26 protein-coding genes are annotated in these 25,926 nt (G+C 69.0%); 16 read left to right on the top strand and 10 right to left on the bottom strand.

The window, feature by feature from the left end:
* Positions 1-417 precede the first annotated feature (417 nt).
* The 3 genes from ACIPUC_RS04580 (at position 418) to ACIPUC_RS04570 (ending at position 2,653) form a co-directional block, all read left to right on the top strand.
* Positions 418-573, top strand: coding sequence for a hypothetical protein (locus ACIPUC_RS04580; protein ID WP_157853303.1), 156 nt, complete (start codon positions 418-420; stop codon positions 571-573).
* Positions 574-662: 89 nt separating this feature from the next.
* A complete protein-coding gene (locus tag ACIPUC_RS04575; RefSeq protein ID WP_446586704.1) occupies positions 663-1,874 on the top strand; it encodes a JmjC domain-containing protein in 1,212 nt (403 codons plus the stop codon).
* Positions 1,808-2,653 (top strand): aldo/keto reductase, encoded by an 846-nt coding sequence (locus ACIPUC_RS04570; protein ID WP_446586703.1) that lies wholly within the window; start codon positions 1,808-1,810, stop codon positions 2,651-2,653. Before ACIPUC_RS04575 ends, ACIPUC_RS04570 begins: the two co-directional genes overlap by 67 nt.
* Here ACIPUC_RS04570 and ACIPUC_RS04565 read toward each other — a convergent pair.
* Positions 2,644-3,501 (bottom strand): hypothetical protein, encoded by an 858-nt coding sequence (locus ACIPUC_RS04565; RefSeq protein WP_446586702.1) that lies wholly within the window; start codon positions 3,499-3,501, stop codon positions 2,644-2,646. The two genes, ACIPUC_RS04570 and ACIPUC_RS04565, sit on opposite strands and share 10 nt — an antisense overlap.
* A gap of 177 nt (positions 3,502-3,678) precedes the next feature.
* Here ACIPUC_RS04565 and ACIPUC_RS04560 point away from each other — a divergent pair, with 177 nt between their 5' ends.
* Entirely contained in the window at positions 3,679-4,116 is a 438-nt protein-coding gene (locus ACIPUC_RS04560) for an NUDIX hydrolase (protein WP_446586701.1), read from the top strand.
* 283 nt (positions 4,117-4,399) lie between these two features.
* Here the strand turns inward: ACIPUC_RS04560 and ACIPUC_RS04555 are convergent, their stop codons facing one another.
* Positions 4,400-4,834, bottom strand: coding sequence for an NUDIX hydrolase (locus ACIPUC_RS04555; protein WP_446586700.1), 435 nt, complete (start codon positions 4,832-4,834; stop codon positions 4,400-4,402).
* Positions 4,835-5,622: 788 nt separating this feature from the next.
* Here ACIPUC_RS04555 and aspS point away from each other — a divergent pair.
* Positions 5,623-6,939 carry an aspartate--tRNA(Asn) ligase gene (gene aspS, locus ACIPUC_RS04550; RefSeq protein ID WP_446586699.1) on the top strand — a complete coding sequence of 439 codons (1,317 nt, stop codon included), beginning with the start codon at positions 5,623-5,625 and terminating at the stop codon, positions 6,937-6,939.
* A gap of 148 nt (positions 6,940-7,087) precedes the next feature.
* On the opposite strand, the gene ACIPUC_RS04545 is transcribed toward aspS, so the two are convergent.
* Complete coding sequence (locus ACIPUC_RS04545; protein ID WP_446586698.1) at positions 7,088-8,329, bottom strand: hypothetical protein; 1,242 nt, start codon at positions 8,327-8,329, stop codon at positions 7,088-7,090.
* Positions 8,330-8,794: 465 nt separating this feature from the next.
* Here ACIPUC_RS04545 and ACIPUC_RS04540 point away from each other — a divergent pair, with 465 nt between their 5' ends.
* Genes ACIPUC_RS04540 through ACIPUC_RS04530 form a run of 3 tightly spaced genes read left to right on the top strand, consistent with a single transcriptional unit; the run spans position 8,795 to position 10,261 of the window.
* Positions 8,795-9,274 (top strand): SAM-dependent methyltransferase, encoded by a 480-nt coding sequence (locus ACIPUC_RS04540; protein WP_446586697.1) that lies wholly within the window; start codon positions 8,795-8,797, stop codon positions 9,272-9,274.
* Positions 9,271-9,819 carry a flavoprotein gene (locus ACIPUC_RS04535; RefSeq protein WP_446586696.1) on the top strand — a complete coding sequence of 183 codons (549 nt, stop codon included), beginning with the start codon at positions 9,271-9,273 and terminating at the stop codon, positions 9,817-9,819. The genes ACIPUC_RS04540 and ACIPUC_RS04535 overlap by 4 nt, the downstream gene beginning before the upstream one ends.
* On the top strand, positions 9,812-10,261 hold the full coding sequence (locus ACIPUC_RS04530; protein ID WP_446586695.1) for an NUDIX hydrolase: 450 nt from the start codon (positions 9,812-9,814) through the stop codon (positions 10,259-10,261). The genes ACIPUC_RS04535 and ACIPUC_RS04530 overlap by 8 nt, the downstream gene beginning before the upstream one ends.
* Positions 10,262-10,328: 67 nt before the next feature.
* Here ACIPUC_RS04530 and ACIPUC_RS04525 read toward each other — a convergent pair whose 3' ends face one another.
* On the bottom strand, positions 10,329-10,544 hold the full coding sequence (locus tag ACIPUC_RS04525) for a DUF6243 family protein (protein WP_446586694.1): 216 nt from the start codon (positions 10,542-10,544) through the stop codon (positions 10,329-10,331).
* Positions 10,545-11,224: 680 nt separating this feature from the next.
* Positions 11,225-12,313, bottom strand: a complete 1,089-nt coding sequence (locus ACIPUC_RS04520; protein ID WP_446586785.1) for a serine hydrolase domain-containing protein — start codon at positions 12,311-12,313, stop codon at positions 11,225-11,227.
* A gap of 552 nt (positions 12,314-12,865) precedes the next feature.
* Between ACIPUC_RS04520 and ACIPUC_RS04515 the strand changes: the two genes are divergently transcribed.
* The 4 genes from ACIPUC_RS04515 (at position 12,866) to ACIPUC_RS04500 (ending at position 18,160) form a co-directional block, all read left to right on the top strand.
* Positions 12,866-14,410 (top strand): alpha/beta fold hydrolase, encoded by a 1,545-nt coding sequence (locus ACIPUC_RS04515; RefSeq protein ID WP_446586693.1) that lies wholly within the window; start codon positions 12,866-12,868, stop codon positions 14,408-14,410.
* A gap of 12 nt (positions 14,411-14,422) precedes the next feature.
* Complete coding sequence (locus tag ACIPUC_RS04510) at positions 14,423-16,027, top strand: alpha/beta fold hydrolase (RefSeq protein ID WP_446586692.1); 1,605 nt, start codon at positions 14,423-14,425, stop codon at positions 16,025-16,027.
* Between the two features lie 115 nt (positions 16,028-16,142).
* The gene (locus ACIPUC_RS04505) at positions 16,143-17,039 is read left to right on the top strand and encodes a DUF4436 family protein (protein WP_446586691.1); all 897 of its coding nucleotides are present in this window, start codon (positions 16,143-16,145) and stop codon (positions 17,037-17,039) included.
* 446 nt (positions 17,040-17,485) lie between these two features.
* Positions 17,486-18,160: a hypothetical protein gene (locus ACIPUC_RS04500; protein ID WP_446586690.1), complete on the top strand. Its 675-nt coding sequence runs from the start codon at positions 17,486-17,488 to the stop codon at positions 18,158-18,160.
* A gap of 285 nt (positions 18,161-18,445) precedes the next feature.
* Here the strand turns inward: ACIPUC_RS04500 and ACIPUC_RS04495 are convergent, their stop codons facing one another.
* Positions 18,446-19,345: an NUDIX hydrolase gene (locus ACIPUC_RS04495; protein ID WP_446586689.1), complete on the bottom strand. Its 900-nt coding sequence runs from the start codon at positions 19,343-19,345 to the stop codon at positions 18,446-18,448.
* A gap of 567 nt (positions 19,346-19,912) precedes the next feature.
* Between ACIPUC_RS04495 and ACIPUC_RS04490 the strand changes: the two genes are divergently transcribed.
* Complete coding sequence (locus tag ACIPUC_RS04490) at positions 19,913-20,785, top strand: glycosyltransferase family 2 protein (RefSeq protein ID WP_446586688.1); 873 nt, start codon at positions 19,913-19,915, stop codon at positions 20,783-20,785.
* A 31-nt stretch (positions 20,786-20,816) separates the two neighbouring features.
* On the opposite strand, the gene ACIPUC_RS04485 is transcribed toward ACIPUC_RS04490, so the two are convergent.
* The 3 genes from ACIPUC_RS04485 to ACIPUC_RS04475 all read right to left on the bottom strand — a co-directional run bounded on the left by ACIPUC_RS04485 (position 20,817) and on the right by ACIPUC_RS04475 (position 22,347).
* On the bottom strand, positions 20,817-21,347 hold the full coding sequence (locus ACIPUC_RS04485; protein ID WP_446586687.1) for an AAA family ATPase: 531 nt from the start codon (positions 21,345-21,347) through the stop codon (positions 20,817-20,819).
* 144 nt (positions 21,348-21,491) lie between these two features.
* The gene (locus tag ACIPUC_RS04480) at positions 21,492-21,767 is read right to left on the bottom strand and encodes an isoamylase early set domain-containing protein (protein ID WP_446586686.1); all 276 of its coding nucleotides are present in this window, start codon (positions 21,765-21,767) and stop codon (positions 21,492-21,494) included.
* Between the two features lie 148 nt (positions 21,768-21,915).
* Positions 21,916-22,347, bottom strand: coding sequence for an STAS domain-containing protein (locus tag ACIPUC_RS04475; RefSeq protein ID WP_446586685.1), 432 nt, complete (start codon positions 22,345-22,347; stop codon positions 21,916-21,918).
* A gap of 305 nt (positions 22,348-22,652) precedes the next feature.
* Between ACIPUC_RS04475 and ACIPUC_RS04470 the strand changes: the two genes are divergently transcribed.
* Entirely contained in the window at positions 22,653-22,898 is a 246-nt protein-coding gene (locus ACIPUC_RS04470) for a hypothetical protein (protein ID WP_446586684.1), read from the top strand.
* Between the two features lie 264 nt (positions 22,899-23,162).
* Entirely contained in the window at positions 23,163-23,816 is a 654-nt protein-coding gene (locus ACIPUC_RS04465; RefSeq protein ID WP_446586683.1) for a phosphoribosyltransferase, read from the top strand.
* A 17-nt stretch (positions 23,817-23,833) separates the two neighbouring features.
* On the opposite strand, the gene ACIPUC_RS04460 is transcribed toward ACIPUC_RS04465, so the two are convergent.
* Entirely contained in the window at positions 23,834-24,472 is a 639-nt protein-coding gene (locus ACIPUC_RS04460; protein ID WP_446586682.1) for an endonuclease, read from the bottom strand.
* A gap of 399 nt (positions 24,473-24,871) precedes the next feature.
* Here ACIPUC_RS04460 and ACIPUC_RS04455 point away from each other — a divergent pair, with 399 nt between their 5' ends.
* Positions 24,872-25,924, top strand: a complete 1,053-nt coding sequence (locus ACIPUC_RS04455) for a baeRF2 domain-containing protein (RefSeq protein ID WP_446586681.1) — start codon at positions 24,872-24,874, stop codon at positions 25,922-25,924.
* Positions 25,925-25,926: the final 2 nt, after the last annotated feature.

Below are 25,926 nucleotides of genomic sequence, written 5' to 3'. Positions count from 1 at the left end.
ACCCCGCCCGGTACCCCCCGTGCGAGTGCCGCCGCTGTGGTGGCGCCGCTTCCTCGGCCCGAGCCCTTCAGCCCGCATCCATCGAGCCGGGGGCGGCGTAGTGGCCGCCTTCCGCCGTTGAAAGCCCCGTTAGATGGGGATCCCCGAGTACGCGGTCGAGCACGGTGGGGCTGGCGCCAACAGCTCGCCGTACTCCTCTACGCCGCTGCCGTCACCGTCTTGGTGGTCGTCCTGGCCATCGCCGGTGATCCCAGACGCTGACCGTCAACCGGCCTCAGGAATCCCCGTTCACACGCCGTGGCCTCGCGCCACCCCCATCTCCTCACGGGCCCCGAAGCAGCAGGGCTGGTGAGGCATGCCCCATCGGGGTTGGGCCGACACCCGTCGGCTCTGGAATTCGACGAATTGGAGACACGCATGGCAGCACAGAAGGAAGACCTGCTGATCGGAGTCGAGAGCCTGATCAAGGTCCAGGACCGCTTCACCGCCGCGGCGGCGGAGTCCGACTCCACCGGCACCTCCGCGGGCGACGACGGCGAGAACCGCGACGGCCTGAACCTCCCGCAGGAGTAGCGCCACCAGCGCACCACAGCTCCAACCCGGGGGCCTGTCATCCACGGCGGGCCCCCGGCCCTCACCCCATGACTCGACTGGAGGAAGACGTGGATCACCACTTCGTCACTGCAATGGAGAAGGCTCTCGGCTGGGACGGACCTGGCGCACTCGGATCTGCTTTCACCCGAGGCACGATCGAGGACCTTGATCTGCTCGATCGCCTGCTTAACCCCAGTAAGTTGCTTGACCTGGTGATGCGTCGCAGCGTCACCACGCCCCAGTTCCGCATTTTCCAGGAAGGGGCAGAACTGCACCCTGGCCGCTACATCCACCCCTCCGTCACTCGGCGGGGACAGGCCATCCCCATGGCCGACATGCGCCGCGTCGGTGGGCTGATGCGCGAGGGCTGCACCATGGTTCTGGACGAGGTCGACTTCTTCGACCCGGCCATGGAGGCAACCTGCCGTGCGCTCCAGTGGTGGGCACGCGAGCTGGTTCAGGTGAACGCCTACCTGACCACCCAGGACGCGAGCGGCTTCAAGCTCCACTGGGACGACCACGACACCGTGATCGTCCAGCTCGCCGGCCGCAAAAGCTGGGAAGTCCGTGGCACCTCGCGCAAGGTTCCGATGTACCGCGACTCCGCCCCCAACGCCGAGCCCAGCGAGGAAATCGTGTGGCAGGGCGTCATGGAGCCCGGCGACGTGATGCACATCCCGCGCGGCTTCTGGCACCAGGCAACCCGGGACGACCAGGGCGACGGCTACAGCCTCCACGCCACCTTCGGCATCGTGAAGCGCGTCGGCGTGAACTGGCTGGCCTGGCTCGCCGACCAGGCCCGCACGCAGGACCTGTTCCGGTACGACCTGGACCGCTGGAACTCCCCCGGCCAGTGGCAGGGACAGCAGCAGCTCCTGGCCGACGCCGTCGCCGAGATGGCTACGAAGCTGACCCCGCAGGACTTCTTCGATGCCCGCGAGCGGGAACGCCTGGCCGCCCGGCACGTCCCGGCCACCTGCCTGTTCGGCAAGCCCGCGGCCGTCGTGTGCGTCACCGACTTCGAGCCCGTGATCGAGCAGCAGCACGACACCGTGGACGTGCTCGCCGCGGGCAAGAAGCTCACGTTCGCCGGCGAGGCGTACCCCGCCCTCGCCCTGCTGCTGAGCGGCCACCCCGTCGTCATCGCCGACGCCGCCGAGAAGACCGGCGTAGACGTGGAACAGCTCGCCGAGATCCTGTTGAAGGAGGAACTGTGCACGGAGCTGACCCCCGCCTTGTCCTCGGCCTACACCGGTCTCGTCACCACCGCGACATCCTGACGGCCGCCCTCGACCTGGGCGTCACCGCCCTGGATACGGCGGCTCCCTACCTCGGCTTCCGCTCGCACGCGGTGCTTGCTGAGACGGCAGCCGATCTGCTGCCAAAGTTCGCCCTCTCCACGAAGGTGGGCTTCTTCCCGAGCGCTGGAGGTGCAGAGCACTCCCTTGATCCGGTCCGGCTGCGGCTGGCCGTCGAGCGAACGGCCCGGGAACTCGGCAGGGAACCTGACACCGTGCTCCTCCACAACCCCGAGCGGAGCCTCGCGGGCCTGTCCACTCCCGATGGCCACACCCTTCTCGGCAACGCCTGTACTGTCCTGGCAGACGCCGCCCGAGACGGCCTGTGCGGCGCCTGGGGTGTGGCCTCCTGGGATACCCGGTCGCTCGAGATGGTCCAGGTGGACGACCTGCCGTCCCCGGACCTCTTGATGGTCCGGGCCGGGTTCCTCGTGGGCATCGACCTCCTCGACGCCATAAACGTCCTGCGCACGGCCTGGCAGCCGGGCGAGACCTGGGGCATGAGTCCCTTCGGTGGCGGCCACAGGAAGGTTTGGGAGGAATTCGACATCCGGCCGTTCCTGCGACCGCGGCACGGGGATCTGTCCCGCATACAGGCGGCGTTCCGGGCCTCGTTCCACCTGCCGAGCGCCTCCGCGATGGCGGTCGGTACCGACGACCCCGGGCACCTGGCCCAGTTGGTCCAGACCCTGGGCGCGGAGGTGGACACTGCCGCCGTCAGTCAGTACCTGCGGGCCCTCCATGGACACCGTCAGAGCTGAAGCTCGGCTACCAGGCGCTCGGCCTCCTTCCGGGCTGGCGCCAGCAGCGGATCCTCCTCGTACGCGTAGGGTCCGACGATCTTCGACAGGAAGAACAGCGACATCAGCTTGCCGTCCCGGCTCTCCAAATCCGCACGCCGCTCCTGCTGGACGCGGTTCGCGAGCCCTGGGACGGCAAGCGCGTTGCCCCACAGCGTTGCGGCGTCCAGGCCCCGGGGCGCCATGCCCCAGTCCTCCCAATCAATGAGGGAGAACCCCGGCCCCATCACGTTGGCCCAGGTCAGATCCGCATGAGCCGGCGACCACCGCTCGATCCGTGTATCGGCCACCCTGGGGAAGGCCGCTCCGAGGGTCTGGGTCACGTGCTCCTGCGTGATCGTCACTGTGTCCGGTGTCGCAATCCGCGGTGTCTGCTGTGAGGCAAGCGCGTTCAGCGAAGCGTTCAGCGCCGCCCACCACTCGTCCGGCAGGCCCGGGTCTTCGAGCACCAGGGCGCCTTTGCCGATAGACGGCGATGGAATCAGCTCCAGCTCATCCGCGCGCCACATCACAGGCTCGCCCGGCTCACGCCACGCCAGGCCCTGGTACCACTCGGGCATCGCGACCCCCTGAAGAACCGCAGCGGCCTCGGTCCCGTTCCAGCCCTGCGTGCCGATCCGCTCGAATCCCCGCCGCTCAATGCGCACCCATGTATCCCGTTCGGTACGGCAGCCCAGGGAACGGCGCTTGCGTACCAGGGCCTGCCGATCCAGTTGCACATGCAGGGCCGCTTCTACGCGCTTCAGCACGTCTTCCACCGGCTGACGGCGTAGATCTACCTGGGCAGCAGCGGTCAAGGATCCATTCATCACGACCTCCTCGGCGAACGGATGACCGTAGCAGGAAGAGCCCCGCTGACACGATGCGTCCGTCAACACGGAGCACATCAACTTCGCCGGTCGTCGGCCGTTGCTGGGCAATCCGTCCACGTCGATGGCGGCTGGCCGCTGTACTGAGACCGTCAACAAGCAAGGAGACAGACCGAAATGATCGAACGAGTCCGCGCCGTCCTCGTCACCGCTGACGACACGATGCTGGTCATCCGTCGCACCAAGCCCGGCATCCCCGTGTACTGGGTTCTGCCCGGCGGCGGCGTCGAACCCAGCGACGAGTCCCGGGAGGCCGCCCTTCACCGGGAGATCCACGAGGAGATCGCGGGGAAGGCCGATGTCGTCCGACTCCTCCACACGATGGAGTCCGACGACGAGCGTCAGCTCTTCTACCTCGCCCGCATCGCCACCTGGTCCTTCGATGACCGCACCGGTCCCGAGTTCAGCGCCGAGGGCCGCGGCGAGTACGCGCTGGAGGAGATCCCGCTGACCGTCGAGGGCCTCGACGGCATCGACCTCAAGCCCGAGGAGATCGCTCACGTCCTCCGGGGCGCCATCGGGGCCGGCGCCCTTCGGGCAGAGGCTGCGAAGTAGCTGTCCGGCTTTGTGGACTTGCCGTCGGGGCCAACGCCGAAGTGCATCGGCCCCGACGGCGCCTGCCGCTGGTGGTTGCTGTGAGCTGCTCAGGTTGGGATGTTGGCACGGGCCGGACGGCGGACGTTGGGCAAGGGATCTCAACATGCAGAAGCCGCCTGCGATGAGTCGGTGGCTCGTCCAGAGTTGCTGTCCGTGCGGGAATCTATGCTGGTCGAGGGCCTTGGGCGCCGTAGTGAGCGCAGCCACTCTCAGTCAGTACCTCCGCCCCCGCTTGCAGTGGCTAGTCGGACAGACGCCCCAGTAGGGCGCCTTGGCCGGACTGGAGAATGTGCGCGGCCTCCAGTGGGATCCAGAAACACTCGAAGTAGGTCGGCTCCTGCTCGCCGTCGTGGTCCTCCTGGCTCATCCAGAGCTCCGGCGTCGGCTCGGTCAGCTCCAGGTGGAAGACGTGCCGGTGCTGGATCTCGAACCGGTACGGGCTGATGTCGTACTCGGTCTCGCCGAGCTTGCGGACGATCTTGAAGTCCGAAAGGCCGGTCTCCTCGCGGGCCTCGCGCAGGGCGGCGCCTTCCGGGGTCTCACTGGGGCGGATGCTGCCTGCGGGCACCTGGATGCCAACCTCCTCATAGGAGTAGTCGGTGTGGCGGAACACCAGCAGGCGTCCGTCACGGACGACGTAGACGAGGACCTTTTCCTTCGTGACCTTCTCGGGCATAGCAGCAACCTCCACTTGGTGCAGGAACTGGTCCATGAGCCCGGCCCGGTAGAGGACCGGGGCGTGCTTGTCCTGTGGTCGACCGCGATCGGTCGGTGTCCGGGGGAAACCCAGAGTCTAGGCGCCCAACTTGCCGTCGAATCAGCGCAATTCTGTCGATCGGCTGGCCCGGGAAGGCCCCGACTGCTGCCGGGGCGGCCGACCGACGCCTGACCCTCGTTCGAGTGTGCGATGCCGAACCTGCCGCCGGTGCGTGAACCCTTGTCGCAGCCCGATCGGCCATCCTGCTGGCAGGATCGGCTGGCAGTCGCCGGCCTTGATCGCTGGCCCCGATCCGCCTTCGATCTGACCTGATCACGACGACGCCTGAAGCGCATGACGCAGTTGCCGGAGATTGCGCCGATCGGAACAGTGGTCGGGGGAGGGAGAGCATGCATGCTGGCTTCGACCCTGTGGGCTGATTCCCGAAGCGTGTCTCGATCATTCCGTTGTGTCGAATCTGACCGTGTCCGTATCCTCATCTCAATGCGTTGACGGAGACGAGTAGCCACGGATCACGCGAGCAGAGAGAGCCGCCGGTAGCTGTGAAGGCGGACTCGCACCCGTGGTGAAGACCCTCCCGAGCGCGGGGAGGAAAAGCCCTCGGGCCCAATGCCCTGCCGGTTTGCCCCCGTCATCGGGCTGAATGAGGCCGCCGCTGTCTGGCGGTGGCAAGGCGTGGTGGCACCGCGAGTACCCTTCTCGCCCACGCTTCCAAGGGATCATGACGACGCCCCTGGAGGGCTGCGATGATCCACACCACTAGCCGCGTACTGGTTTCTGACCTACGCGCACACGTCGACCAGACCGTCACCGTCTCCGGCTGGGTGAACGCGCTCCGGCTGCAGCGCAAGATGCAGTTCGTCATCCTGCGAGACCACTCCGGCATGGCCCAGGTGACCCACAAGCGCGACGGCGGCCCGCTCGAAGCCGTCATCGAATCACTCACTCCCGAGTCCGCTGTCCGGATCACCGGACGCGTCGTAGAGGCGGCCCAGGTCAACCTGGGTGGCCTGGAGATCGTCCCCGAGACGATCGAGGTGCTGAACCGGGCGGAGACGCCTCTGCCTATCGACGAGCACACCGGCCCCGAGCACCGGCTTGACTGGCGCTTCCTCGACGTACGCAAGCGGGCCACCGCGCAGATGGTGTTTGCCGCGCAGACGACCCTGGAGCAGGGGCTGCGCGAGTACGCCATGCAGAATGGCTGCACGGAGATGCACACGCCGAAGCTGATGGGCACCGCCTCGGAATCCGGCGCGGAGGTGTTCAAGCTCGGGTACTTCGACCGCTCGGCCTACCTCGCGCAGTCGCCGCAGTTCTACAAGCAGATGGCCGTGGCCGCGGGTATCGACCGGGTCTTCGAGATCGGGCCTGTCTTCCGGGCCGAGCCGTCGTACACCTCCCGGCACGCGACCGAGTTCACCGGCGTGGACGTCGAGCTGTCGTGGATCGACGACGTCGAGGACGTGATGGCGTTCGAGGAGCGGATGCTCGCTCACGCCATCGCGAAGGTCGCCGAGGTCCACGGTGAGGCGATCCGGGAGGTCTTCGGCATCGAGGTCGTGGTGCCGGAGGCTCCGTTCCCCAGGATCACGATGGCCGAGGCACAGGAGATCCTGCGGGCCGGCGGCTGGGACCCCGAAGGCGTCAAGGAGGACCTGGACCCAGAAGGGGAGCGCACCATCGCCGTCCACATGAAGGAGCTCACGGGCCACGAGTTCGTGTTCATCACGCACTACCCGTCCAGCATCCGCCCCTTCTACCACATGCGTCCCGCGGACCGGCCGGACCTCACGCTCAGCTTCGACCTGCTCTGGAAGGGCCTGGAGATCACCACCGGGGCCCAGCGAGAGCACCGCTCCGAGGTGCTGCTCAAGCAGGCGGAGGAGAAGAGCATGGACACCGAGCCGATGCAGGACTACATGAACATCTTCCGCTTCGGCTGCCCGCCCCACGGCGGCCTCGGCGCCGGCCTCGGCCGGATCCTGATGGTCATGCTCGGCCTCGACTCGATCCGCGAAGCCGCGTTCCTGTTCCGGGGACCGAACCGCCTCACCCCCTGACCCGGGGTATCACGTACTGCTCCCCATCGCTGCCCAGGCGGTGGGGAGCAGGGGCGGCTCAGGCCCGGTGTGGCCCGGTCGAGGGGCCACCGGTGTTCCGCCTGCCCAGCGCTACCGCGTCGGCGGTCAGGCTGGCGTGGCCGTGACCTCATCGGTGCCCATCCCTCACCCTGAACAGGCTGGTCCTGCCCACGCCCGCCGGCCCCCTTGAGGCGTGCCAGACCGGAGCGCCTCCCATGGTGATGGTCCAGCCCAACGCGTTGTCGCGCGACAGCTCCCCAACCATGAACTCCGCGGCCAGGGTCCGCAGAAAGTGCATGAAGCTCGGTTCGTTCCGGAACTTGGATGCGAGTGGGTACATCAGGATCGGGATTCGCCCATGACCAGTCCAGGTAGAGTTTGAGTAGTCGATGGCCTGGGCTATCAGCTTCGCCGGATCACTGCTTGGCTGCTTCACCTCCAGTCCGAAGACCACATCGGTCTTTTTCCAGCCTGTCGTGTCACGCGGAGTCAAGAGAAGGTCCAGGCGGACGGATTTCCCGTGAACGGACTTACCTGAGACCTGACGCTGAATCTCGAAGAAGGGGGAGAGCTGTCGGACAAGCCAGTTGACCAGGTCGGCCTCTAGCTCGAATCGGGGAACGTCGTCCGTCACCTGGGCGCCGCCTCGGCAGTTTGTGATCCCTGGATGGGTGTCCGGCGACTGGGGGCAGTGCTGCCAGTTGTACCGGTACGGGTTGCTGTCGTCGTAGTCGACAGAACAGCTACACGGACCGAGGAGACTGTCGCACTCTTGCAGGGACCCGTAGATGCTCTTTTGCATGTGCGAGACGGGATAGTCGGCGACGATCCTTCCATCCCATAAGAATGCCGAACAGGTGTGCATCAGCTGTAAGTAGGACGCGGTCGGTCCCGAGGTCGTCGCTGGACCGTACCCCATGTAGATCATGGATCTTGTCCCGTCAGGGTGTCCCAGGACCAGAGTCCTTTCCATGCCTGCGTAGTCGATGATCTCGGACAGATCCCGCTCCTCCATCTGCGGCGACACCCTGACAACTCGCAGCGCGGAGGGAGCAAGAGCAACAGCCGGGGGCGCGTCGGTGGGCCAGAAGTCCTTGACCCTGTCCGGCCTGGCCGTGGCCGAGTGAGAGCCGTGACACCACATCGTCTCGGCTGACACAAAGTGCTTGACCGTTTCAGGAGCTTTCCCAAACCCCTGGACACAGGCCGTGCATGACAACGAACCGGAGCTATACCGCACGCTTTTGGAACGACACGTCTCGCAGTTCTGCAGCGGCGTCCCGTCTGGTTGCACGGGGTAGACCGAGAAGCCGTAGGTCGTCATGATGTACTCCGCGAGATCCTTCCCGCGAAGGCTGTCGACGTTCACGTCTGCCACATTCCCCCCAGGGTGCCTGGCTCGTGGTAGTTGCCTACATGCGCGTGATCAACATGTCTGCCCCTTGCGTCCGATCGCCACCCCGTTGACGCATATCCACAACCTGCTCTCCCAGGTGACTTCGTGGGCAAGGCCGTTGGTAACCCTCGCACGCGGGTATGACAGCACGCTCCGGATGTGCCCGGGGCCGCACTCTGCTCTCAAGAGTCGGCCCGGGGTGGTGCCGAGTTCGGCGAGTACCGGTCCGGTCCGAGGCGTTTGCAGAGCCTGCCCGCCGTACGTTCCGTTCGGGCTCGTCCAGCCGATACAAGGGCACCTGGACGCGCTGATCGGGTGAGTCGTCGAGTGGCCTGCGCCGTCGTGGCCGGATCTCGGAGTTGCGGTGCTCGACTGGTGCGCTGCCCTCTGGCCCATGCATAGATTGGGCCGCTTAGGGCGAGGCATGAAGGGGAGCGCATGACGCAATCGTTGGAGATCACGCCGATCGGGACCGTGGTCGGGGGACGGGTCGAGTCCACGGACGACCACTGGGGAGGGCAGGCGATCATCCGTCTGAACTCGGACTTCCCCGTCGAGGTCGTGCAAGGCCTGGAGGAGTTCTCGCACCTCCTCGTCGTCTGGCACTTCCACAAGGCATCGCCCAACGATGTCGCCCTGCACGCACGGAGCCCCCGCAACAATCCGGCCTGGCCGTCGACCGGCACGTTCGTGCACCGCAATCACCGCCGACCGAACCAGCTCGAACAGTCGTTTCCCCGCCTGGTGAGAGTCGACGGCCTGGACCTCTATGTCGCCGACCTCGACGCAATCGACGGCACCCCGATCTACGACGTCGCACCGTACTTCCAGGAGATGGGACCGCGGGGCGAAGTACGCGAACCGAGCTGGCCAGCGGAGATGCTCGCGGACTACTGGCGCTCAAGGGGACTCGCGTGACGGATCCGCAGCGCAAGCCGTTCCTGTACGTCGTCGTCTGTGCCGCCGGGATCGCCGACGACGTCGGCAAGCTGATCACGGCGGCACAGGAGCGGAACTGGGACGTCGGCGTCATCGCCACTTCACATGCCCTGCCCTTCCTCAATGTCCCTGCGATCGAGACGCAGACCGGCTTTCAGATCCGTTACGCCTGGAGGTCGCCGGGTGACGATCGCCCCCTGCCGCCGGCAGACGCCATCGCGGTTGCTCCAGCGACCTTCAACACGGTCAACAAGTGGGCGGCGGGCTTCGCCGACAACCTCGCGCTGGCCATCCTCTGCGAGGCGTACGGATTGGGCGTCCCGACCGCTGTCCTGCCGTACGTCAACTCCGCCCTGGCGGGGCACCCCGCGTACCGGCGCAGCATCGCTGAACTTCGTGAGATGGGGGTATCGATCGGCAGCTACGAGCCTCACCGTCCGAAGGCGGGTGGCGGCTCTGATCGCTTCCACTGGGAGGAAGCGACCCGACTGTTGGCACCGCGCATGCGGAACCAAGGTGGCTGAGGACGCCCCGGCCCGCAGCGGGTCGGACGGGAACCGCTTGAGGGTTGCCGCCGCCGTCGTGGTCCATGAGGGCCGGGTCTTGTTGGTGCGACGCCGGGCAGCGGAGGGGAACCTCTCATGGCAGTTTCCGGCGGGCAAGGTCGAGCCCGGGGAAGCATGGGAGGGCGCGGCCGTACGGGAGACGAAGGAGGAAACGGGCCTGGACGTATCCGTGGCCGGGCCGCTGGGCGAGCGGGTACATCCGGCTACCGGAAGGCTGATGTCGTACGCCGCCTGCGATGTTGTGGGTGGTTCCGCTCGTGCCGCCGCCCCGACTGAGATCGCCGAGGTGGCCTGGGTGGCCCTTGCAGAGCTTCCCGGGTACATCCCGTACGGGATCTTCGAGCCGGTGCAGAGGCACTTGGACGCCCTGATCGGGCTGCCGCCGCCTGGCCAGACCTAATGCTGCGGGGCCCGGGGCCGAGGGATCGGCTAGAGCCCGTCCGGTGCCGCCCTGCGGCGGCGGTGCGTCAGCTCTGTGCGGTGTCCTCGCCCGCCTGCACGGCGTCCTCAGCTGCGCCGGCCTTCTCGCGCATCTTGCGCACCAGCTCCGCCTTCTGGTCGGCTGCGCCCCGGCGGTCGAGGTTGCGGTGCGGACCGTTGTTCTGCCGTTCGGCGCGGGACAGCCTCTTGCGCTGGCCGCCGCCCATGCCCACGGGGTTGTTGATGTTCTTGCTCACGGTCACGGGTTCTCCCGGTAATGATGTGAAGTGATCTACGGATTCGTCGGTGGGGGACGGGCGGCGACGTCGAAGGACGTCAGCAGGGGCCCATCACGCCCTCACTCGTAAATCGGCCTCTGGAAGAACATGACAAAGACGTTACCCGGTTCCGTCGGCCCCGCACACCAACCTTTTCGCCGCCCCGGCGTCGGCCCGGCCTTCGGCGAGCGCTCGGGGTCCAGCCGTTTCCTTCCCGGAATCAGTGACTTCGGGGAACGGCCGGGCGCCTGTGGCGTACCAGGCGATGAACCCCGTACCCGAGCACTGGATCCCTTTCATTGCCGTGCACACGGATACGGGCAACAGGTCGGTGGGGGTGCAGAGGCCGCGATGCCGCACGCCGCGGACGGAGCTGCTGCGGGCCGGACTGGACCTGCCGTCCGGTGCCGCGACGGGCGCGTGGTCGTCTGGCTCAGCGCCCGCCGCGGCGCCGGGCGCGGGGAGGTGTCCAGCCGGGCTGGCCTTCGACCGCCTGGCGCCGGTGCCGCGACGCCCCTGACGGCGGGCGACGGGCGGACCCCCGCTGCGGGGGAGCCACGGTTTCGGCGCAGCCCCAACGCGCAGGCCACACCGCCGAGATGAGCGCTACGACCGTGGTGCAGTGGGAAAGGCCATCGAGGTCCATGAAGATGATCTGGCACGCGTCACTTCGTCCAGATGTCCAGCAGGTGGTTCGCCGCACGGAAGTTATCGGGTGAATCCACGTTGCACACGACGGTGACGGCAGCGTTACGGTCCGGGCTCACCTTGAAGGTGCTGTGAAACCCCTCCCAGTCGCCGCGATGGACCAGGCTCTTGTCGGGGAGAAGGAGGATTCCGGCTCCGTACCGCCCTTCTTCGATGCCACGCGCGCGCAGGACGTCGCCCACACTCACCGCTCCCTCCGTCACCCCGGTGAGCAGTTCCGTTCCACCGATGCGTCCGGTGCGGTAGTTGTCGGCCCAGCGGACGAATTCCCCGGGGGTGGTTTGGACGGACCCGTCTCCGTACTGTTTCCAGGGGGAGGAATTGGGAGTGAAGGAGCCGTCCTTCTCGTCGTACGACTTTGCCTTGCCGGGAACGTCCACCGCCGGGGACAGAGTCATGCGCAGGTCCAGCGGGGTGAAGAACTCCTGTTGGACGAAGGTCGGGAACGGCTTTCCGGTGACCCTCTCGACGACATGTGCCAGGAGGACGTAGTTGGAGTTGGAATAGGAGAAACGCTTGCCTGGAGGACCTTCCGGCTGTGAGGCGAGGATGGCCGCGATCGCTTCCTTCTGGCCGGCCGGATCGGTCAGCTCGATGCCCTTGGCCTCCAGCAGGTCCTGGTAGTCGGTGATGCCGCTGGTGTGACGCATCAGGTCGCCCAGGGTGACGTCCCGCGTCCAGGCGGGCGGGTTGTCGAGGTGCTCGGACAAGGGGTCGTCCAGCGCGAGTTGCTGCCGTCCGGCCAGCAAAAGCACGGCGTCTGCGGTGAATTGCTTGGAGTTGGATGCCATGTCGAAGACCGTCTTCGAGGTGATGGCGCGCCCGGTGGTCAGATCGGCTTTCCCCCGCCCCGCTTCCCAGACAACGTTTCCCCGCATGCCGACAGCTGCCGCACAGCCCGGTCCGTCGGGAGAAGGCACCAGCTGCTGGAGAACATCCGCGCTGCGCTTCTCGCGGTCATCGCCGGCCGCGTATGCCTGCGGCCCTGCGGCTCCGGTCAGTACAACCACGACCATGGCGCCCCCGGCGGCGCACAACGACGCCATCCGATTCACGGACACCACCTTCTTTCTCTACTCGCCGTCGAGGGCGACCTTCACCGGGTCTCGGCCCTGCGGCGGCCGAATGCTCAGCGTCGGCGGCCGGGCCTACAGCAGGGTGCGCTCGAGGTCCTGGTAGCGGCTCGTGCAGCGGGGCTCCGCCGGGCAGGCCTTGGAGGGTAGGCGAGCAGCCGGCGCCCCAGTACGGGAGCTGTGCTCTGCCATGTGATCCCGTTCCTCTGCCGATCGACGGCTGCCCCGCCGGGCGATGCCGCGGCGGGTGCGGACGGAACGCATGCAGTTCAACGCTACCGGGTGGCCCGAAGACGCGCACAAGGGACGGGAGGCGGCCACCGGTACTCGCGGCCGCTTGGCCGGGTGTTGCTGTCCGCGATCGGGATGCGCCGGCGCCGGGTGCAACACGGACCGCGAAGGCTGCGACTGCTCCGCGTGGCGGGCGTACGCGCCACCCGGTAGCGTCGAAGAGGCGCGTTCCGCCCAAACCGTTGCGGCCTGGCCCAGGGGCCGCCGCCGATGTCGGCAGAGGAACGAGAACACATGCCAAAGCACAGCATCCCCGCGGTGACTGCCGGGGCAGCTCTGGTCTGCCTGGCGGCATTCGGCCCCACACCCAGCGGCGCCGCGTCAGCACCCGCACAGCCCACCCCGGCAGGCTCGTCCCGGTTCGTGCCCGGCTCCTGTCCGAAGCCGCCCGAGCCCATCGAAGCGCTGAGCGAGGCGCGGTGCGGGTTCCTCGAGGTCCCCGAGAACCGTTCCCGTCCCGGAGGCCGGACCATCAAGCTGGCCGTGGCCGTCATTCCGGCCGTCACCCCGGCGGAGCCCGCGCAGGCCCCCGTGGTGTTCATGGCGGGCGGCCCCGGTGCCGACACGTTCGACGACATTCCGTTCCTCGTCGACTCCGGTCTGAACAAGGACCGCGAGCTGATCATCATGGCCCAGCGCGGCAACCTCTACGACCAGCCGAACCTCGCCTGCCCGGAGGTCGACCGGTTCAACGGGCAGGCCGTCGGCCTGGGCTACGACGCACCGGAGGCACAACAGCTCTTCCTGAAAGCGGTGAAGGACTGCCGGGACCGCCTGACGGCCGGCGGCACAGACCTCAGTGCCTACAACACCACGGAGAACGCGGCCGACTTCGCCGACCTGCGCACGGCGCTGGGCATCCCCCAGTGGAACGTCTACGGCTACTCCTACGGCAGCAACCTGGCCCTCACGTACCTGCGCCTGCACCCCGAGGGAATCCGCGCGTTCGCGATCGACTCGATCACCCCGCCCCAGGTCGTGACTCTGCCGTGGACATGGGGCAGCACCGCCGAGGGGATCCGCAACATCTTCGAGGCGTGCGCGGCGCAGCCCGCCTGCAAGGACCGGTACCCGGACCTCCCCCGCACGCTGACGGAGCAGGTGCGCAAGCTCGAGGCACAGCCCCTGACGCTGAACGTCCCGCCGCCGAGCGGAGGAAAGCCGGTCAAGGTCGTCCTCGACGGGGGCGCGCTGCTGAACCTGATCGTCGCCTTCAACCCCCGGCCCAAGGACATCCCGGCGGCGCTCGAGGAACTCGCCAACGGGAACCCGGAGCGCTACGCGAAGGCACGGGCGGCCGGCTCGGTCCAAAAGGTCGGCGAGTTCGCCCACGGCCTGACGAACTCGGTCGTGTGCAGCGAGTGGGCGCCGGGATACTCGGAAGCCGACGTGCTGAAGGCGGGGCGCAAGACCTACCCCGGGTGGCCGGACACGGTCCTGGCCCAGGTGCCGCAACTTCCCTTCCAGTACCCGGCATGCGGTATCTGGAACGTTCCGGACCGCGCGTCCGTCCAGCGGGTGCCCACGGTCAGCTCCGTACCGGCGCTCGTCATCTCCGGCACGTTCGACGTGAAGACCGGGGCGAGCTGGGCGAAGGACGTCGCCCGCAACCTGTCCGGATCGACTGCTGTACAGGTCCCCGGAATCGGCCACTGGGTGGTCCCGCAGTCGCCGTGCGCGCAACGCGTGCTGGCCTCCTTCTTCGCTCGCCCGACCGCGCCCGACACCAGCTGCGTGGACGATCTCGAGCCCCAACCGTTCACGATCATCCCGAAGTAACCGGGAGGGCAGATGACACGCCATCAAGCGCCCCGTCGCCGCCGCACCGCACGACGGCTCCTGGCCGCGTCGGCCGGCATGACGGCCGGTCTCCTCGTCACCGGCCTGCTCGCAGCGCCGGCTCAGGCCCAGCCCCAGGCCGACGACGGCACCGGAGCGCCGATCGGCACGACCGCCCGGACGGTGGGCGACGCCCGCTACGAGCCGGGCCCCTGCCCGAGGACAGCGGACCCGGTAGAGGCGCTCGAAGGGGCCCGCTGCGGAACGCTCACCGTGCCCGAGAACCGCGCCAAGGCCGGCAGCAAAACGATCGAACTCGGTGTCGCGATCGTGCCCGCCGCGGCCGACACACCGAAACCCGACCCCATCGTGTGGCTCGCGGGCGGACCCGGAGACGACGCGGTGGGGGAGGCGAAGATGGCGATCGACGGCGGCCTGAACCGCGACCGTGACGTGATCTTCATGTCCCAGCGCGGTACGTACTCGGCCGACCCGGCGCTCCTCTGCCCCAACATCGACGAGTTCAACGCACGCGCGGTCGGCCTCGTCTACGACGCCCCGTCCACCGGGCGCCTGCACGTCGAGGCCACCAAGGCATGCCGCGACAAGCTGGCGGCCGGCGGGACGGACCTCAGCGCCTACAACGACACCGAGAGCGCGGCCGACTACGACGACCTGCGCACCGCCCTGGGCATCAAGCTGTGGAACCTGTACGGCATCTCCTACGGCACCCACCTGGCACTGGTTTACATGCGCCTGCATCCCGAGGGACTCCGCTCGGTGGGCATCGACGGCATACTGCCGCCGTCCAGGTCCGGGGAGACGTCGACCTGGAGCAGCGCCCGGCAGGGCTTCGACGGCCTCTTCAAGGCCTGCGCGGACCAGCCGGCGTGCAACAAGCGCTACCCGAACCTGTCGGCCAGCTTCGGAAGACTCGTCCGTGACCTGGAAGCCAAGCCGGTCACGACCACCGTCAAGCTCGACGGCAAGGACGAGCCGGTGAAGGTCGTACTGGACGGCGGGACCTTGGTGAACTGGCTGGTCTCCGCCACCCACGTGGCGACGCAAGTCCCCGCGGCCCTCGACGAGCTGGCGCACGGCAAGCCGCAGCGCATCGCCGAACAGTGGGCGGGCGGCAAGCACAGCCCCCAAGCCATCGGAAGGCTGTCGCACGGCCTGGTGTACGGCGTCTTCTGCAGCGAGTGGACGCCGTACGAGAGCAAGGACGCGGCGCTCCAGGGCGGACGGAAGGAGTTCCCGAACTTCCCCCGCTCGGTGCAGGCGCAGGCTCCCCTGCTCCCCTTCCTCCGTCCGGACTGCGACGTCTGGAACGTCCCCCCTGCCGCGCCCTCGATCCGGGACGCCACGCGCGGTGACATCCCCACCCTTGCCCTGTCGGGCAGCTTCGACGCCCAGACCGGCGCGGACAACGGGCCGTACGTCGCCCGCACGCTGAGCAAGGCCCAGGTCGTCACGATCCCCTACGAGCCGCACGTGGTGTTCGCCACGTCGGAGTGCGCGCAGGAGATCGCCGTCTCGTTCTTCGAGACGCCGTCCGCGCCGAAGACCGAATGCCTGAAGGGCCTCGAGCCGCCTGAGTTCGAGATCGCTCCCTGACAACCGCTCGTGGTCCGCTTCGAGACCACCGTCCTGGTCGCCACGACCGGCGACCAGGACGCTCCCGGGTCGGGCCGGGCGAGTCCGTGCCGCTTCCCACCCCGTCGGAGTCACCATGGCCCCAACCTGGGACCCACGTCACCCACGCCGCTCCGGGCCCTCGATCCTGCCGGTCCTGCTTCCCCTCGCTGTGCTGATCGTCGTGGCGGTGGCCGTGGGGTCGTGGCTGCAGTTCACCGAGCGACAGGCGCTCGATACGGTCCACACGATCGGATCCCAAGCCGCCGACCGGGTGGACGTGGAGGCCAACGTCCAACGCGTCGACGCGGCGGCCAGAGAGCTGGCACTGCGGGTCCGGGTCATCGCGCGCGGGACCCTCGGCGAGGAGGAGGGGACCGCCCCGGTGGCTGATCTCAGCCTCCAGACCTCCGCGCAGACCCTCGGCGACCTGGAGTTCAAGGCGCACGAGCGGCTCACGACCAGGGACGTGCAGGTCGCGATCACGGATGGATCGATCAGCGACTACCCGTTCGACACCTACGAGACCGACATCGAGTTCTGGGCACAGCTGGACGGCAAGCAGGTGCCGGTGCGGATGCTGTTCTCCAACAACGACACACTCTTCTCGATTTCCGCGACACCCGCTCCGTCCGAGCAGGAGACTGTCGGCGCGGGGCTGGGGCTGGGGTTGGCCCGATCAAGCAGCCTGCTCGTCTTCGTGGTCTTCATGATGGCCGTGATGTGGGCGCTGGCGGCGTCCGTGCTCATCGGTTCCTGGTACCTGACGACCCGCGGAGAGGGCCTGGTCTGGGCCGCCCTGGGCTGGATGGCCGCCACCCTGTTCGCCCTCTCGGCCTTCCGCAACAACGCCCCCGGCACACCCCCGATCGGCTGCGTGATGGACTGGTTCGCCTTCCTGTGGGCCGAAACCGTCATCGCGCTCTGCCTGATCGCCGTGGTCATCACCGGAGTCCGCACGGCCCTCCGCCACGACGACACCCATCCCGCCTGAAGGTTGCTGCACAAGCGGTAGTTCACGAGGCTGGCGCACGTGAGGGCGGCGCTCAGGGTGGCGCGGTGCAGGCGGGCCCGGCGTGGGGTGTCGTCGGCGAGCGTGTGGCACGCGCCCGCGCTCTCCTCCGGGCCGGCGTTGATCCGCGTGCCCATGTCCAGCTCTGCGCCGTCCGCGTCGACGAGGGTGAGATCGACGGCCGCGCCGGCACTGCGCGGAGCGATCCGGCGGCGAACGTACCGGCTCGCCCGCGCGGTGAGTTCCTCCGCCGTCCAGGCAGGGTTGGCGGCGCGCAGGGCGGGTCCCTTCAGAGAGCGGACGTCGGATCCTTGCAGGCAGCAGCGAGTGCGAGAGCGAGCGGCTCGCTGGCGGTCCAGGTGTCGACTGCTGGCCAAATGGAGCAACCCAGCAGACCGGCGACTCCGATCTCTGCAGAGAGTGGACGTGTGAACGGCACGGATGAGAGGGCGGCGGAGCCTCGAAGATCGCGATTCGACAGTGTGCACACGTGGGCGGCCACGCTAGCCGCTGTTGTTGCGCTTGCCTTCTCGATCTTCAATTTCACTGAACTCCAACAAAAGCCCAGAATTGATGTGACACTTCCTCACCTGTTGCGCACTGGGCCGGTCGGCAACGGAACAGCGTTCCAGATCCAGCCGACCGTGTCCACCAGGTTCAAGACCCAGGACGTCGAGGTGATTCGTGATGCACACCTGCAACTGACTCCTGTCGGCTCGATCTCGTCTTCAAAGAAGCCAATCTTCTACTGGCATGAAACCGGAACATATGTATACGACTTCACTTCGGATCAGGTCAACTATCACTGGACCAGCGATCCTGCCCCATTCATCGTCAGCCAGGACAAACCTCAGCAGCCCACACTCGTGTTTTGGACCGACAACTGGACATTCCAACCCGGCCAGTACGAGGGATCGCTTCAGTTGAGCCGGTCAGAGGATCGCAGTTCTTTTACCAAGAAATTCTGCCTGATTGTTTCAAGGAAAGCCACCGATGAAATCCGCGGTGCAGAGCAAAGGCAGATCTTCTTTTTCCGCGACGACCTGCCCAAGTTCCACTCCTCTAGCAAATCTCCAGACTGCTATAGGAGGGAGACGGATTAACCGCGATCTTCCGTGACGGTCCGCCCCCAGGAGACCTCCACCGCCCCCGTGACACGGCCTTCGGCCTGCTCGGCGAACGCCCGCAGCCGGTACGGCAGACCCACCGCGCCCGTGGGCGGGGCCGGGCAGGAGGCGCGTACGGTCGGAGGCGCCCGCGGCGTACTGGATCAGGTCCCGGGTGCCGGACGTATACGGCGACGGGCCGGTCCCCGCAGGCGGGGCATCGCCCTGCGGACGGCAGGGACACCTGCGTCAGGGCCGGTGTCCTCTGTCGGCGCCGGCAGGTCAGGTCCAGCCGAGTTCGGTGTAGAGGCGGCCGGCCCGGATGCCCTCGATGGCGGCCCGCGTGTACGGGACGATCGCCCCCGGGAGGCCCTCGGCCGGCCACCAGCCCCAGGACACGCACCGGTCGGGCTCGCGCACCTCCGGTGTGCCCGTCCACCGCCGGGCGCGGAAGACCAGCTGCATGCGCGGCTGCCCGCCGGGGCGGTCCACCACGTGTACGACGTGGGCCAGTTCCACGTCGGCAGGGTCGATGGCGAGCCCTGCCTCCTCCGCTGCCTCGCGGACGAGGCAGGCGACGGCGGATTCCTGCTCGCAGTGCCCTGCCAGAAAGTGGTGGGTGGAGGCTGCGAAGGCGGAGTCGGGGTGCCGCAGACCGAGCAGTACCTTGCCGTCCTGCTCCAGGTAGAGGTGTACGCCGACGAGGTTCATCCGTCCCCGACCGCCCGGCCGAGCGGGCCCCGGTGCGAGGGGCCGGACGGGGGGCTGGGCCTGGGCCTGGTGGAGGTCGATGACCTCCTTCGTCCACGGGCACATCGTCAAGTACGGGATGGTGGCGGTGTCGAAGTGGCGGAACATGATGCCCTCAGGGCAGGGCAGTTCGTTGGCGTCACCGTCCCAGGCGCCGAGGTAGACCCGGATCCGGCCCTCGGTTCGCCCGTCCGGGCCGAGGCAGTCGACGACCGCGAACTCCTCCAGCGGCACGGCCAGGCCGGTCTCCTCCCGGAGTTCCCGCTCGACCGCCTCCCGCGAGGACTCCGTACCCTCCCGGCCGCCGCCCGGGATGCTCCACGTTCCCGGGTCGCAGATGTTCTTGTTGGCGTCGCGCAGGTGCAGCAGGTACCGGCCGCGGGAGTCGACCAGCAGCGCGGCGGTCCCACTCGGTTCGTCAGACGAGATCATCACAGGCTCCTTCGGGTGGGGACGGGCGAGCGGCCGCTGCCGGAGACCCCGTCAATATGGCGCCGCCTGAAGGGATGGGGACAGGGCGAAGGCCGGTGATGTTCGAATGCCGGAAGAGCTGCGCGGGAGAGGGGTGTGGGATGCAGGGCGTGCTCCAGATGGGTGCAGGGCTGGTACTGGTGCTCCAAGAACGGCGCCGGATCGAGGTCGTCACGGTCGTTTCAGGGGCAATGTGGGAACGCATGTTCCGGTCCGTGTCGGTGGGCTTGGCGGCTCTGGGGCTGCGGTGTTGAAACTCGCTCGAACAGGGCGCTTCACCTGTTCGGAGGATTGCCTGCCGCTGTGCCGCTGCCCCGGTCGGTCGGGGGATGAGTCAGGTGCCGGGGGCCTTCAGGGCCTTGCTCCAGGCGTTGATGTGCTCACTCCGTCGGGCCGGCCCGTCTCGCGCCGGCCGGGCAGCCGGGATAGGCAGGAGTCGAAAGGCGGTCTTCGACGACGGCCGGTGAACGGCCGCCATGGCCGGCAGGGCGGGCACCGAGACCCGAGGACCGGGAGGGACCTGGCACCGTGAACGATCCGCGCACCACCGTTGTGGTGATCACCCACAACCGGCGCAAGCAGTTGCTGCACACCCTGGACCGGCTCGCCGCGCTGCCCGAGCGGCCCCCGGTGATCGTCGTGGACAACGCGTCCACCGACGGCACCTGCGAAGCCGTCGCCGCGCACCACTCCGAGGTCACGGTGCTCACCCCCGGACGCAACCTCGGCGCGCCGGGTCGCAACCTGGGCGTGCGCCATGCCACCACGCCCTACGTCGCCTTCAGTGACGACGACTCCTGGTGGGAGGAGCGGTCACTGTCCCGCGCCGCCGACCTGATGGACGCACACCCCAGGCTCGGATTGCTGGCGGCACGCGTACGGGTCGGAGCCGACGGCGGATGGGACCCGCTCAGCCACACCCTCGCCAACTCGCCGCTCGCGCACGCGCACGACCTGCCGGGTCCCCAGGCGCTGGGCTTTCTGGCGTGCGGGGCGGTCGCCCGGCGAGAGGCCTACTTGGACGCCGGCGGCTACCACCCCATCCTGTTCCTGGGCGGCGAGGAGACGCTCCTCGCCTACGACATCGCGGCAGGCGGATGGGGCGTCTGCTACTGCGCCGACGTGATCGCGGTACACAGCCCCACCGGCGGGGAGAGGCCTGGCCGACGCGCCGTCCAGCGCCGCAATGCCGCGCTGACCGCGTGGCTGCGCCGCCCGCTGGCCGTCGCCTGGCGTGACACCCGTTCGCTCGCAGCCGACGCCCGGCACGACCCCGACGCACGCCGCGCACTGCGCGAGCTGCTGAGCCGCCTGCCGAGGGCACTACGAGACCGCAAATCCCTCCCGGAAGCCGTGGAGAGCGCGGCCCGCCGCCTCGACACCCAGGGAGCCGTGCCATGACCGACACCCGTACGGCCCTGGCGGATCGCGCTCAGTGCCCGCCCTCGTCGGCGTCGCTGTGGCCTGGCGCGTACCCCGGCGGCCCAGCGGTATGCGGTGGCTCCGGCCGTACCTCGAAGCCGCCGCGGCCGTCGAACCGCACCTCGCGCACCATGTCGAAACCGTCCGCCGGCGAGGGCTTGCGCAGCTGTTTCAGCGTGGCCAGGACGCCGACGTCCGGAACCCGCTCGCGGCCTGCGCGGGCGGCGTTGCGCCGCAGCGAGCCGGCCGGGTCCGGCGGGAACCAGTACGCCGTCACGGTGGCACCGCGGGCGTGGGCCAGGTCCACCAGCGGGCCCCATTCCCGCGGTGACGGGTTGGTGTTGTCCACCGCCACCCGCCGACCGGCGGCCAGGTGCTCCTCCACCAGCCGCATCTGCCGCTGCTGCTTGTTGCGGGCGCCCCGCGGGAACCGATCCTTGCTCACCAGCTCGTACCGGCTGGACAGACCCTGCTCGTAGAAGGTCGACTTCCCGGCTGCCTGGAGCCCGACGAGCACGGCCACATCCAGTCCTGTCGTCATACGTCCACGATGGCACCCCGTCAGCGGATCAGCGGCGCGTACGAGACGGTCGCCCTGGTTCTCGGCTTCCGGCTTCGCGCCCCGGCTGCCGGGGTCGGGGCGGAGCGGACCGCTCGGAGTGGTCCGCCCCGCATCGTTCTCGGATCAGGTGTGCAGGATGCTGTTGGCGCCGTCGTGGCCGTCGGCGTGGTCCTCGTCGAACCAGTAGTCGCCCGCCGCCAGGTAGCGGAAGGAGTGCACGCTCTTCGCCGGCAGGCCGACGGTGACCGCGCGCGTGCCGTCGCTGCGGGGCTCGAGGGTATGTGCGCCGGGCTTCCATTCGTTGAAGTCACCGACAACGCTGACCGGACCGGGCGGGACATCGGCGGGCAGGACGAAGGTGACCTGAGCGCGGTCCTTGAGCTGCTTGCGTTCGATCATTGCAGGGGACTCCTGGGGAAAGGCCGACTGTTTCAGCCCATCCTGCGGGCCGTACCAAGCGCAGGCAGCCGCACGCGCCCGCGCCGGCCCCGGCTTCACCCGCCCGGCCCGCGGACGCCGGATGACGGGCCGGCATCCGGGGATCCGCCTACCGGAGGGGCAGGGCCCTCTGCCCGCCCGCCTGGGCGGTGGCTGCCCGCCGCTGATCTTCGGCCCGCTGCTGGATCATGCGCCGGAAGCCGACCAGGGCACTGTGCCGGGCGGCATACGGATCGCCGTCGTCTGCCGGGAGACCGGCGACACGGCTCATGAGGCGCTGTGGCTGGGTCTGCCAGCCCACGACCAGGACTCGAAGGCCGCTGCGCTCCAGGCGTCGGTGGAGGTCGAGGAAGAGCAGCAGGCCGGCCGAGTCCATGAACGTCACCCGGTGCACGTCGATCAAGGCGACCGTCGCCGCCGGCGGCAGCGCACCCGGCGCCTCGCGAAGGGCAGGTTCCGCGGCAGCGTCCAGCTCACCCACGACGCTGACCATGATCGTGTTTCCCCCGTGCTGGACCGCCGTCTCGAAAGCGACCGTCATGGTGGGTGTCCTCCCTGCTCCCAGATGCCAGACCCCGGGCGCAGCCCGCCCGACAGGGTCATCCTGCACGCGCAAAAGACGGCCGGAAGGGCAGGCACGCCAGCGGAACGGCTCCGCGCGTCGCCCACGTGACAGCAGCCCGGCTGACCATGCAGGCAGCCGGACCGGACGGCATATCCGTCAAACCTCCGGGCCGGGATTTCCTCCTGTTGGCCGACGCCCATTGGCCGCTTTGGAGCAGCGGCCCTCTGATGGACGTGGGCGGTCGTCTCCGATCCGGCCGCCGGAGCAGAAAGGCACGGCCCATGTACGAGATGCGCGCCGACTCCGTCCCCGGCCAGTTCGAAACGCTCTGGCACGTCCTCGCCAGAGGGCAGACTGCCGCCACCCTGTGCGGCTACCGGCTGCCCCCGGAGCGGACGGTCACCGCACTGATGTCCGAGGGGGCGGCGGAACGCTACTGCGTCCGCTGCATGACCGCCTGCCGCACCTCCATGGAGAACCGCGCGCTCCCCGCGGCCGAGGCGGGAAAGGAGCCGGCAGCCGGGTAACCCTTCGGCATCGCGTCGACGCCACCCGCCGGCCGGGCTGTTTGGGAGCAAGTGGCAGGGGCAGGCGCTGCACGAAGCGGGGGCCGGTTTCCCGGCCGCGGCGGCCGCGGCAGTCGCGGCCCGGGCCCATGACGTTGATCGCTGCTTCCTGCTGGGCCCGGTCGGCGGGAAGCGCCCGACCCACGCCTCCAGCCGGTCGTCATCGCGGGAGACCTGGCCCACCGGCATGTGACCGCGCCGGGTGAACGGGAAGGAGAGATCGCGATGCGGTTCCTCGACCGAAAGGACGCGGGCAGGCAACTGGCCGCGCGGCTGACGGAGCTGAGAGACGCCCAGGGCTGGGCCGACCTGGTCGTACTGGCCCTTCCCCGCGGCGGCGTCCCGATCGGCGCCGAAGTCGCCTCCGCCCTCGGCGCGCCCCTGGACGTACTGGTCGCCCGCAAGATCGGCGCGCCCGGCCAGCCGGAAGCCGGAATCGGCGCCATCGCGGGTGACGACCCGCCCTTCTTCGACCGCCGTGCCCTGCAACTGCTCGACATCACCCCGGACGAACTCGCGGAGGACGTCGCCCGCGAGCGGGCCGAGCTGCACCGCCGCGAGCGCCTCTACCGCAAGAACCGGCCCGAACCGGTGCTGCGGGACCGCACGGTCATCCTCGTCGATGACGGGCTCGCCACCGGCGTCACCGCCCACGCCGCGCTGCGCCGCGTCCGCGCCGAGCACCCGGCCCGGACCATCCTCGCGATTCCGGTCTGCAGCACACGGTCCGCCGAGGAGCTCCGCCGGGAAGCCGATCAGGTCGTCTGCCTGCAGCCCCACCAGTACCTGCACGCCGTCGGCGTCTGGTACGAGGACTTCGCCCAGGTCCCCGACCGGGAGGTGGTCGACATCCTGGAACGCCGGCAGGCCGACCGCTGACCGCGGATGCGCAACGCTTACGCGGCCCGCAGCTCCTCTGCCGCGCTCTTGGACAGGCTGACGCGTACCAGGGCGGCGGCGAGCCGTGCGAGATCCTTCGGCGGCACCAGCTCCGCCAGGCCGCCCGGGGTGTGCGGGAGCCCGAGCCCGTCAGCGGCCTGGCAGGAGCGCTCGTCGAAGAACGGGCGCAGTTCCGGCCACACGGCTTGGACCTCCCGGCAGAAGATGTCCGCACCGACCGGTCCGATCCTCGGCACCTCCTGCACCAGTTCGCGCAGTTCTCCCACGTCACCGCGGGCCTGCTCGCGGAGTCTTCGCAGGTCCCCGCCGAAGCGGTCGAGCAGCAGCTCCGCACCGTCTCCCAGTGCGGTCGCGGTGCTCTCGTCGTACCGGACGTAGTGCGCCCGCCCGAGCGCGTCCACGCGCTCCTGCCACTCGGAGTCCGCCATCGCGCGGGGCGTCCGCAATCCAGCCGCGAACAGCTCCCGGGCGGCGGCGGTGGCCGTCTCCGCCTTGATGCGGATCGAGCACAGGACCGTGAGCACCAGCAGCTGGTACAGCGGGGCCGGCTTGTCGCGCAGGGTGATGCCGGCTTCGTCGGCATACGTCCGTCCGTGCTCGCGCAGCAGCCGTGTGATCACGTCGGCGGCTTCCATGGGAACGCTCCTTCCCACTGTCCGGGGGGAGGTGTCCATCGTGCGGGCTCGGAGAGGGGCTCCCCGTACGCGGCTACCCATGTGGCGTCGGGCGACACGGATGGCGCGGACGGTGGGCCTCCGGCCCCGTCCGGCGCGGCGGTTTGCCGCGGGGGCTTGCGGGCACGCGCCAGACACGAGGAAGAGCGCGGGCGGCAGGGACACCGTCCCCGACCACCACGCTCCGAATGCGTATGAGCAGGCACCGACTGCGGCGGGTCGTCACGACCGCTGTACACGGCGTCGACAGGTCTGGGGGACATCATGGAACTCGGTTTTCTCAAGCCACTCTTCGCTCGGCCGGGCCCCTGGGCTTCGGTCTACATCGAGACCACGCGCAGGACCGAGGGCGGGGCCAAAGTGCAAGAACTCCGTGAGCGCGCCATAGCGGGTCAGCTGATCGACGCCGGTGCCGACGCCTACACCACCCGGGCGGTGATGGAGCGACTGGCGAACGAGCCCGTATCGGGCACGCCGCCGGGCCGGGCCCTGTTCGCCACAGGGGCCGAGGTCGTCCTGGACATCCCGCTCAGCGTCCCGCCGCCCGTCGGCGAGGCGACGTGGTCCGTCCTTCCGCATGTGGCGCCGCTGGTCGGCCTGCGGGGCGACGCGCCGGCCTGCCTGGTGGCGTACATCGACCGCACCGGCGCCGATCTGGAGCTCCGGGACGGGTACCGCCGAGAGGCCGTCGGCCGCGCGGACGGCAAGGAGTGGCAGGGCCGCGGACACCGCAGCATCCCCGCGGACCGGCACGAGTGGCGCTACCGGAACAAGGTCGAGAACACCTGGAACGAGACCGCCGACGTCATCGTGGAGGAGATCGTCCGGCGATGGTCCGACAGCGGCGCCGAGCTGCTGGTCCTCACCGGTGATCCCCGCGAGCGGCGGGCCGTGTACAACCGGTTGCCGGAAGGCATGCTGCCCGGCACCGTCGAGGCGGACGGCGGCAGCCGTTCGACGGGTGCTTCGACCGCCGGGCTCGACCGGGAGATCGCCCAGGCGGGTCAGAGGCTCATGCAGAACAGGCTCCGCACGACGCTGGAGCGATTCCGCAGTGGCCGGGGCAAGCCGGGCCAGCACCGCGAGTCCTCCGTCGACACGGGACCGGGGGAGGCGGCGGAAGGGATTCCGGCCGTTGTGGACGCGGCGCGCCAGCACCAGGTGGCCACCGTGCTGATGACGCCGGACGCGTCCGACGGAGGTCGCCAGGTCTGGATCGGACCGGGCGTAGACGAGGTCGCCGTGCAGCGCGGGGAGGCACGGGCGATGGGTGTGCCCAGCCCCGAGCAGGCGCGAGCGGACGACGCCGTGCTGCGGGCCGCGGCGGCGGCCGACTGCGACGTCCTCCTGGTTCCCGCGGGGATGGGCGGCCCGGCGGGCGGACTGGGGGCCGTGCTGCGCTGGACTGTCTGATG

Source organism: Streptomyces sp. LARHCF249 (assembly GCF_052871255.1).
Note: the sequence above shows the minus strand (reverse complement) of the source record. Positions and strands in the feature narration are given on the sequence as shown.

Bases quoted from the DNA above. Each gene is read 5' to 3' on its own strand.
- ACIPUC_RS04580 (WP_157853303.1), top strand. From the start codon at position 418: ATGGCAGCACAGAAGGAAGACCTGCTGATCGGAGTCGAGAGCCTGATC.
- ACIPUC_RS04565 (WP_446586702.1), bottom strand. From the start codon at position 3,501: ATGAATGGATCCTTGACCGCTGCTGCCCAGGTAGATCTACGCCGTCAG.
- ACIPUC_RS04560 (WP_446586701.1), top strand. From the start codon at position 3,679: ATGATCGAACGAGTCCGCGCCGTCCTCGTCACCGCTGACGACACGATG.
- ACIPUC_RS04555 (WP_446586700.1), bottom strand. From the start codon at position 4,834: ATGCCCGAGAAGGTCACGAAGGAAAAGGTCCTCGTCTACGTCGTCCGT.
- aspS (WP_446586699.1), top strand. From the start codon at position 5,623: ATGATCCACACCACTAGCCGCGTACTGGTTTCTGACCTACGCGCACAC.
- ACIPUC_RS04540 (WP_446586697.1), top strand. From the start codon at position 8,795: ATGACGCAATCGTTGGAGATCACGCCGATCGGGACCGTGGTCGGGGGA.
- ACIPUC_RS04520 (WP_446586785.1), bottom strand. From the start codon at position 12,313: ATGGCGTCGTTGTGCGCCGCCGGGGGCGCCATGGTCGTGGTTGTACTG.
- ACIPUC_RS04515 (WP_446586693.1), top strand. From the start codon at position 12,866: ATGCCAAAGCACAGCATCCCCGCGGTGACTGCCGGGGCAGCTCTGGTC.
- ACIPUC_RS04510 (WP_446586692.1), top strand. From the start codon at position 14,423: ATGACACGCCATCAAGCGCCCCGTCGCCGCCGCACCGCACGACGGCTC.
- ACIPUC_RS04505 (WP_446586691.1), top strand. From the start codon at position 16,143: ATGGCCCCAACCTGGGACCCACGTCACCCACGCCGCTCCGGGCCCTCG.
- ACIPUC_RS04495 (WP_446586689.1), bottom strand. From the start codon at position 19,345: ATGATCTCGTCTGACGAACCGAGTGGGACCGCCGCGCTGCTGGTCGAC.
- ACIPUC_RS04485 (WP_446586687.1), bottom strand. From the start codon at position 21,347: ATGACGACAGGACTGGATGTGGCCGTGCTCGTCGGGCTCCAGGCAGCC.
- ACIPUC_RS04480 (WP_446586686.1), bottom strand. From the start codon at position 21,767: ATGATCGAACGCAAGCAGCTCAAGGACCGCGCTCAGGTCACCTTCGTC.
- ACIPUC_RS04475 (WP_446586685.1), bottom strand. From the start codon at position 22,347: ATGACGGTCGCTTTCGAGACGGCGGTCCAGCACGGGGGAAACACGATC.
- ACIPUC_RS04470 (WP_446586684.1), top strand. From the start codon at position 22,653: ATGTACGAGATGCGCGCCGACTCCGTCCCCGGCCAGTTCGAAACGCTC.
- ACIPUC_RS04465 (WP_446586683.1), top strand. From the start codon at position 23,163: ATGCGGTTCCTCGACCGAAAGGACGCGGGCAGGCAACTGGCCGCGCGG.
- ACIPUC_RS04460 (WP_446586682.1), bottom strand. From the start codon at position 24,472: ATGGAAGCCGCCGACGTGATCACACGGCTGCTGCGCGAGCACGGACGG.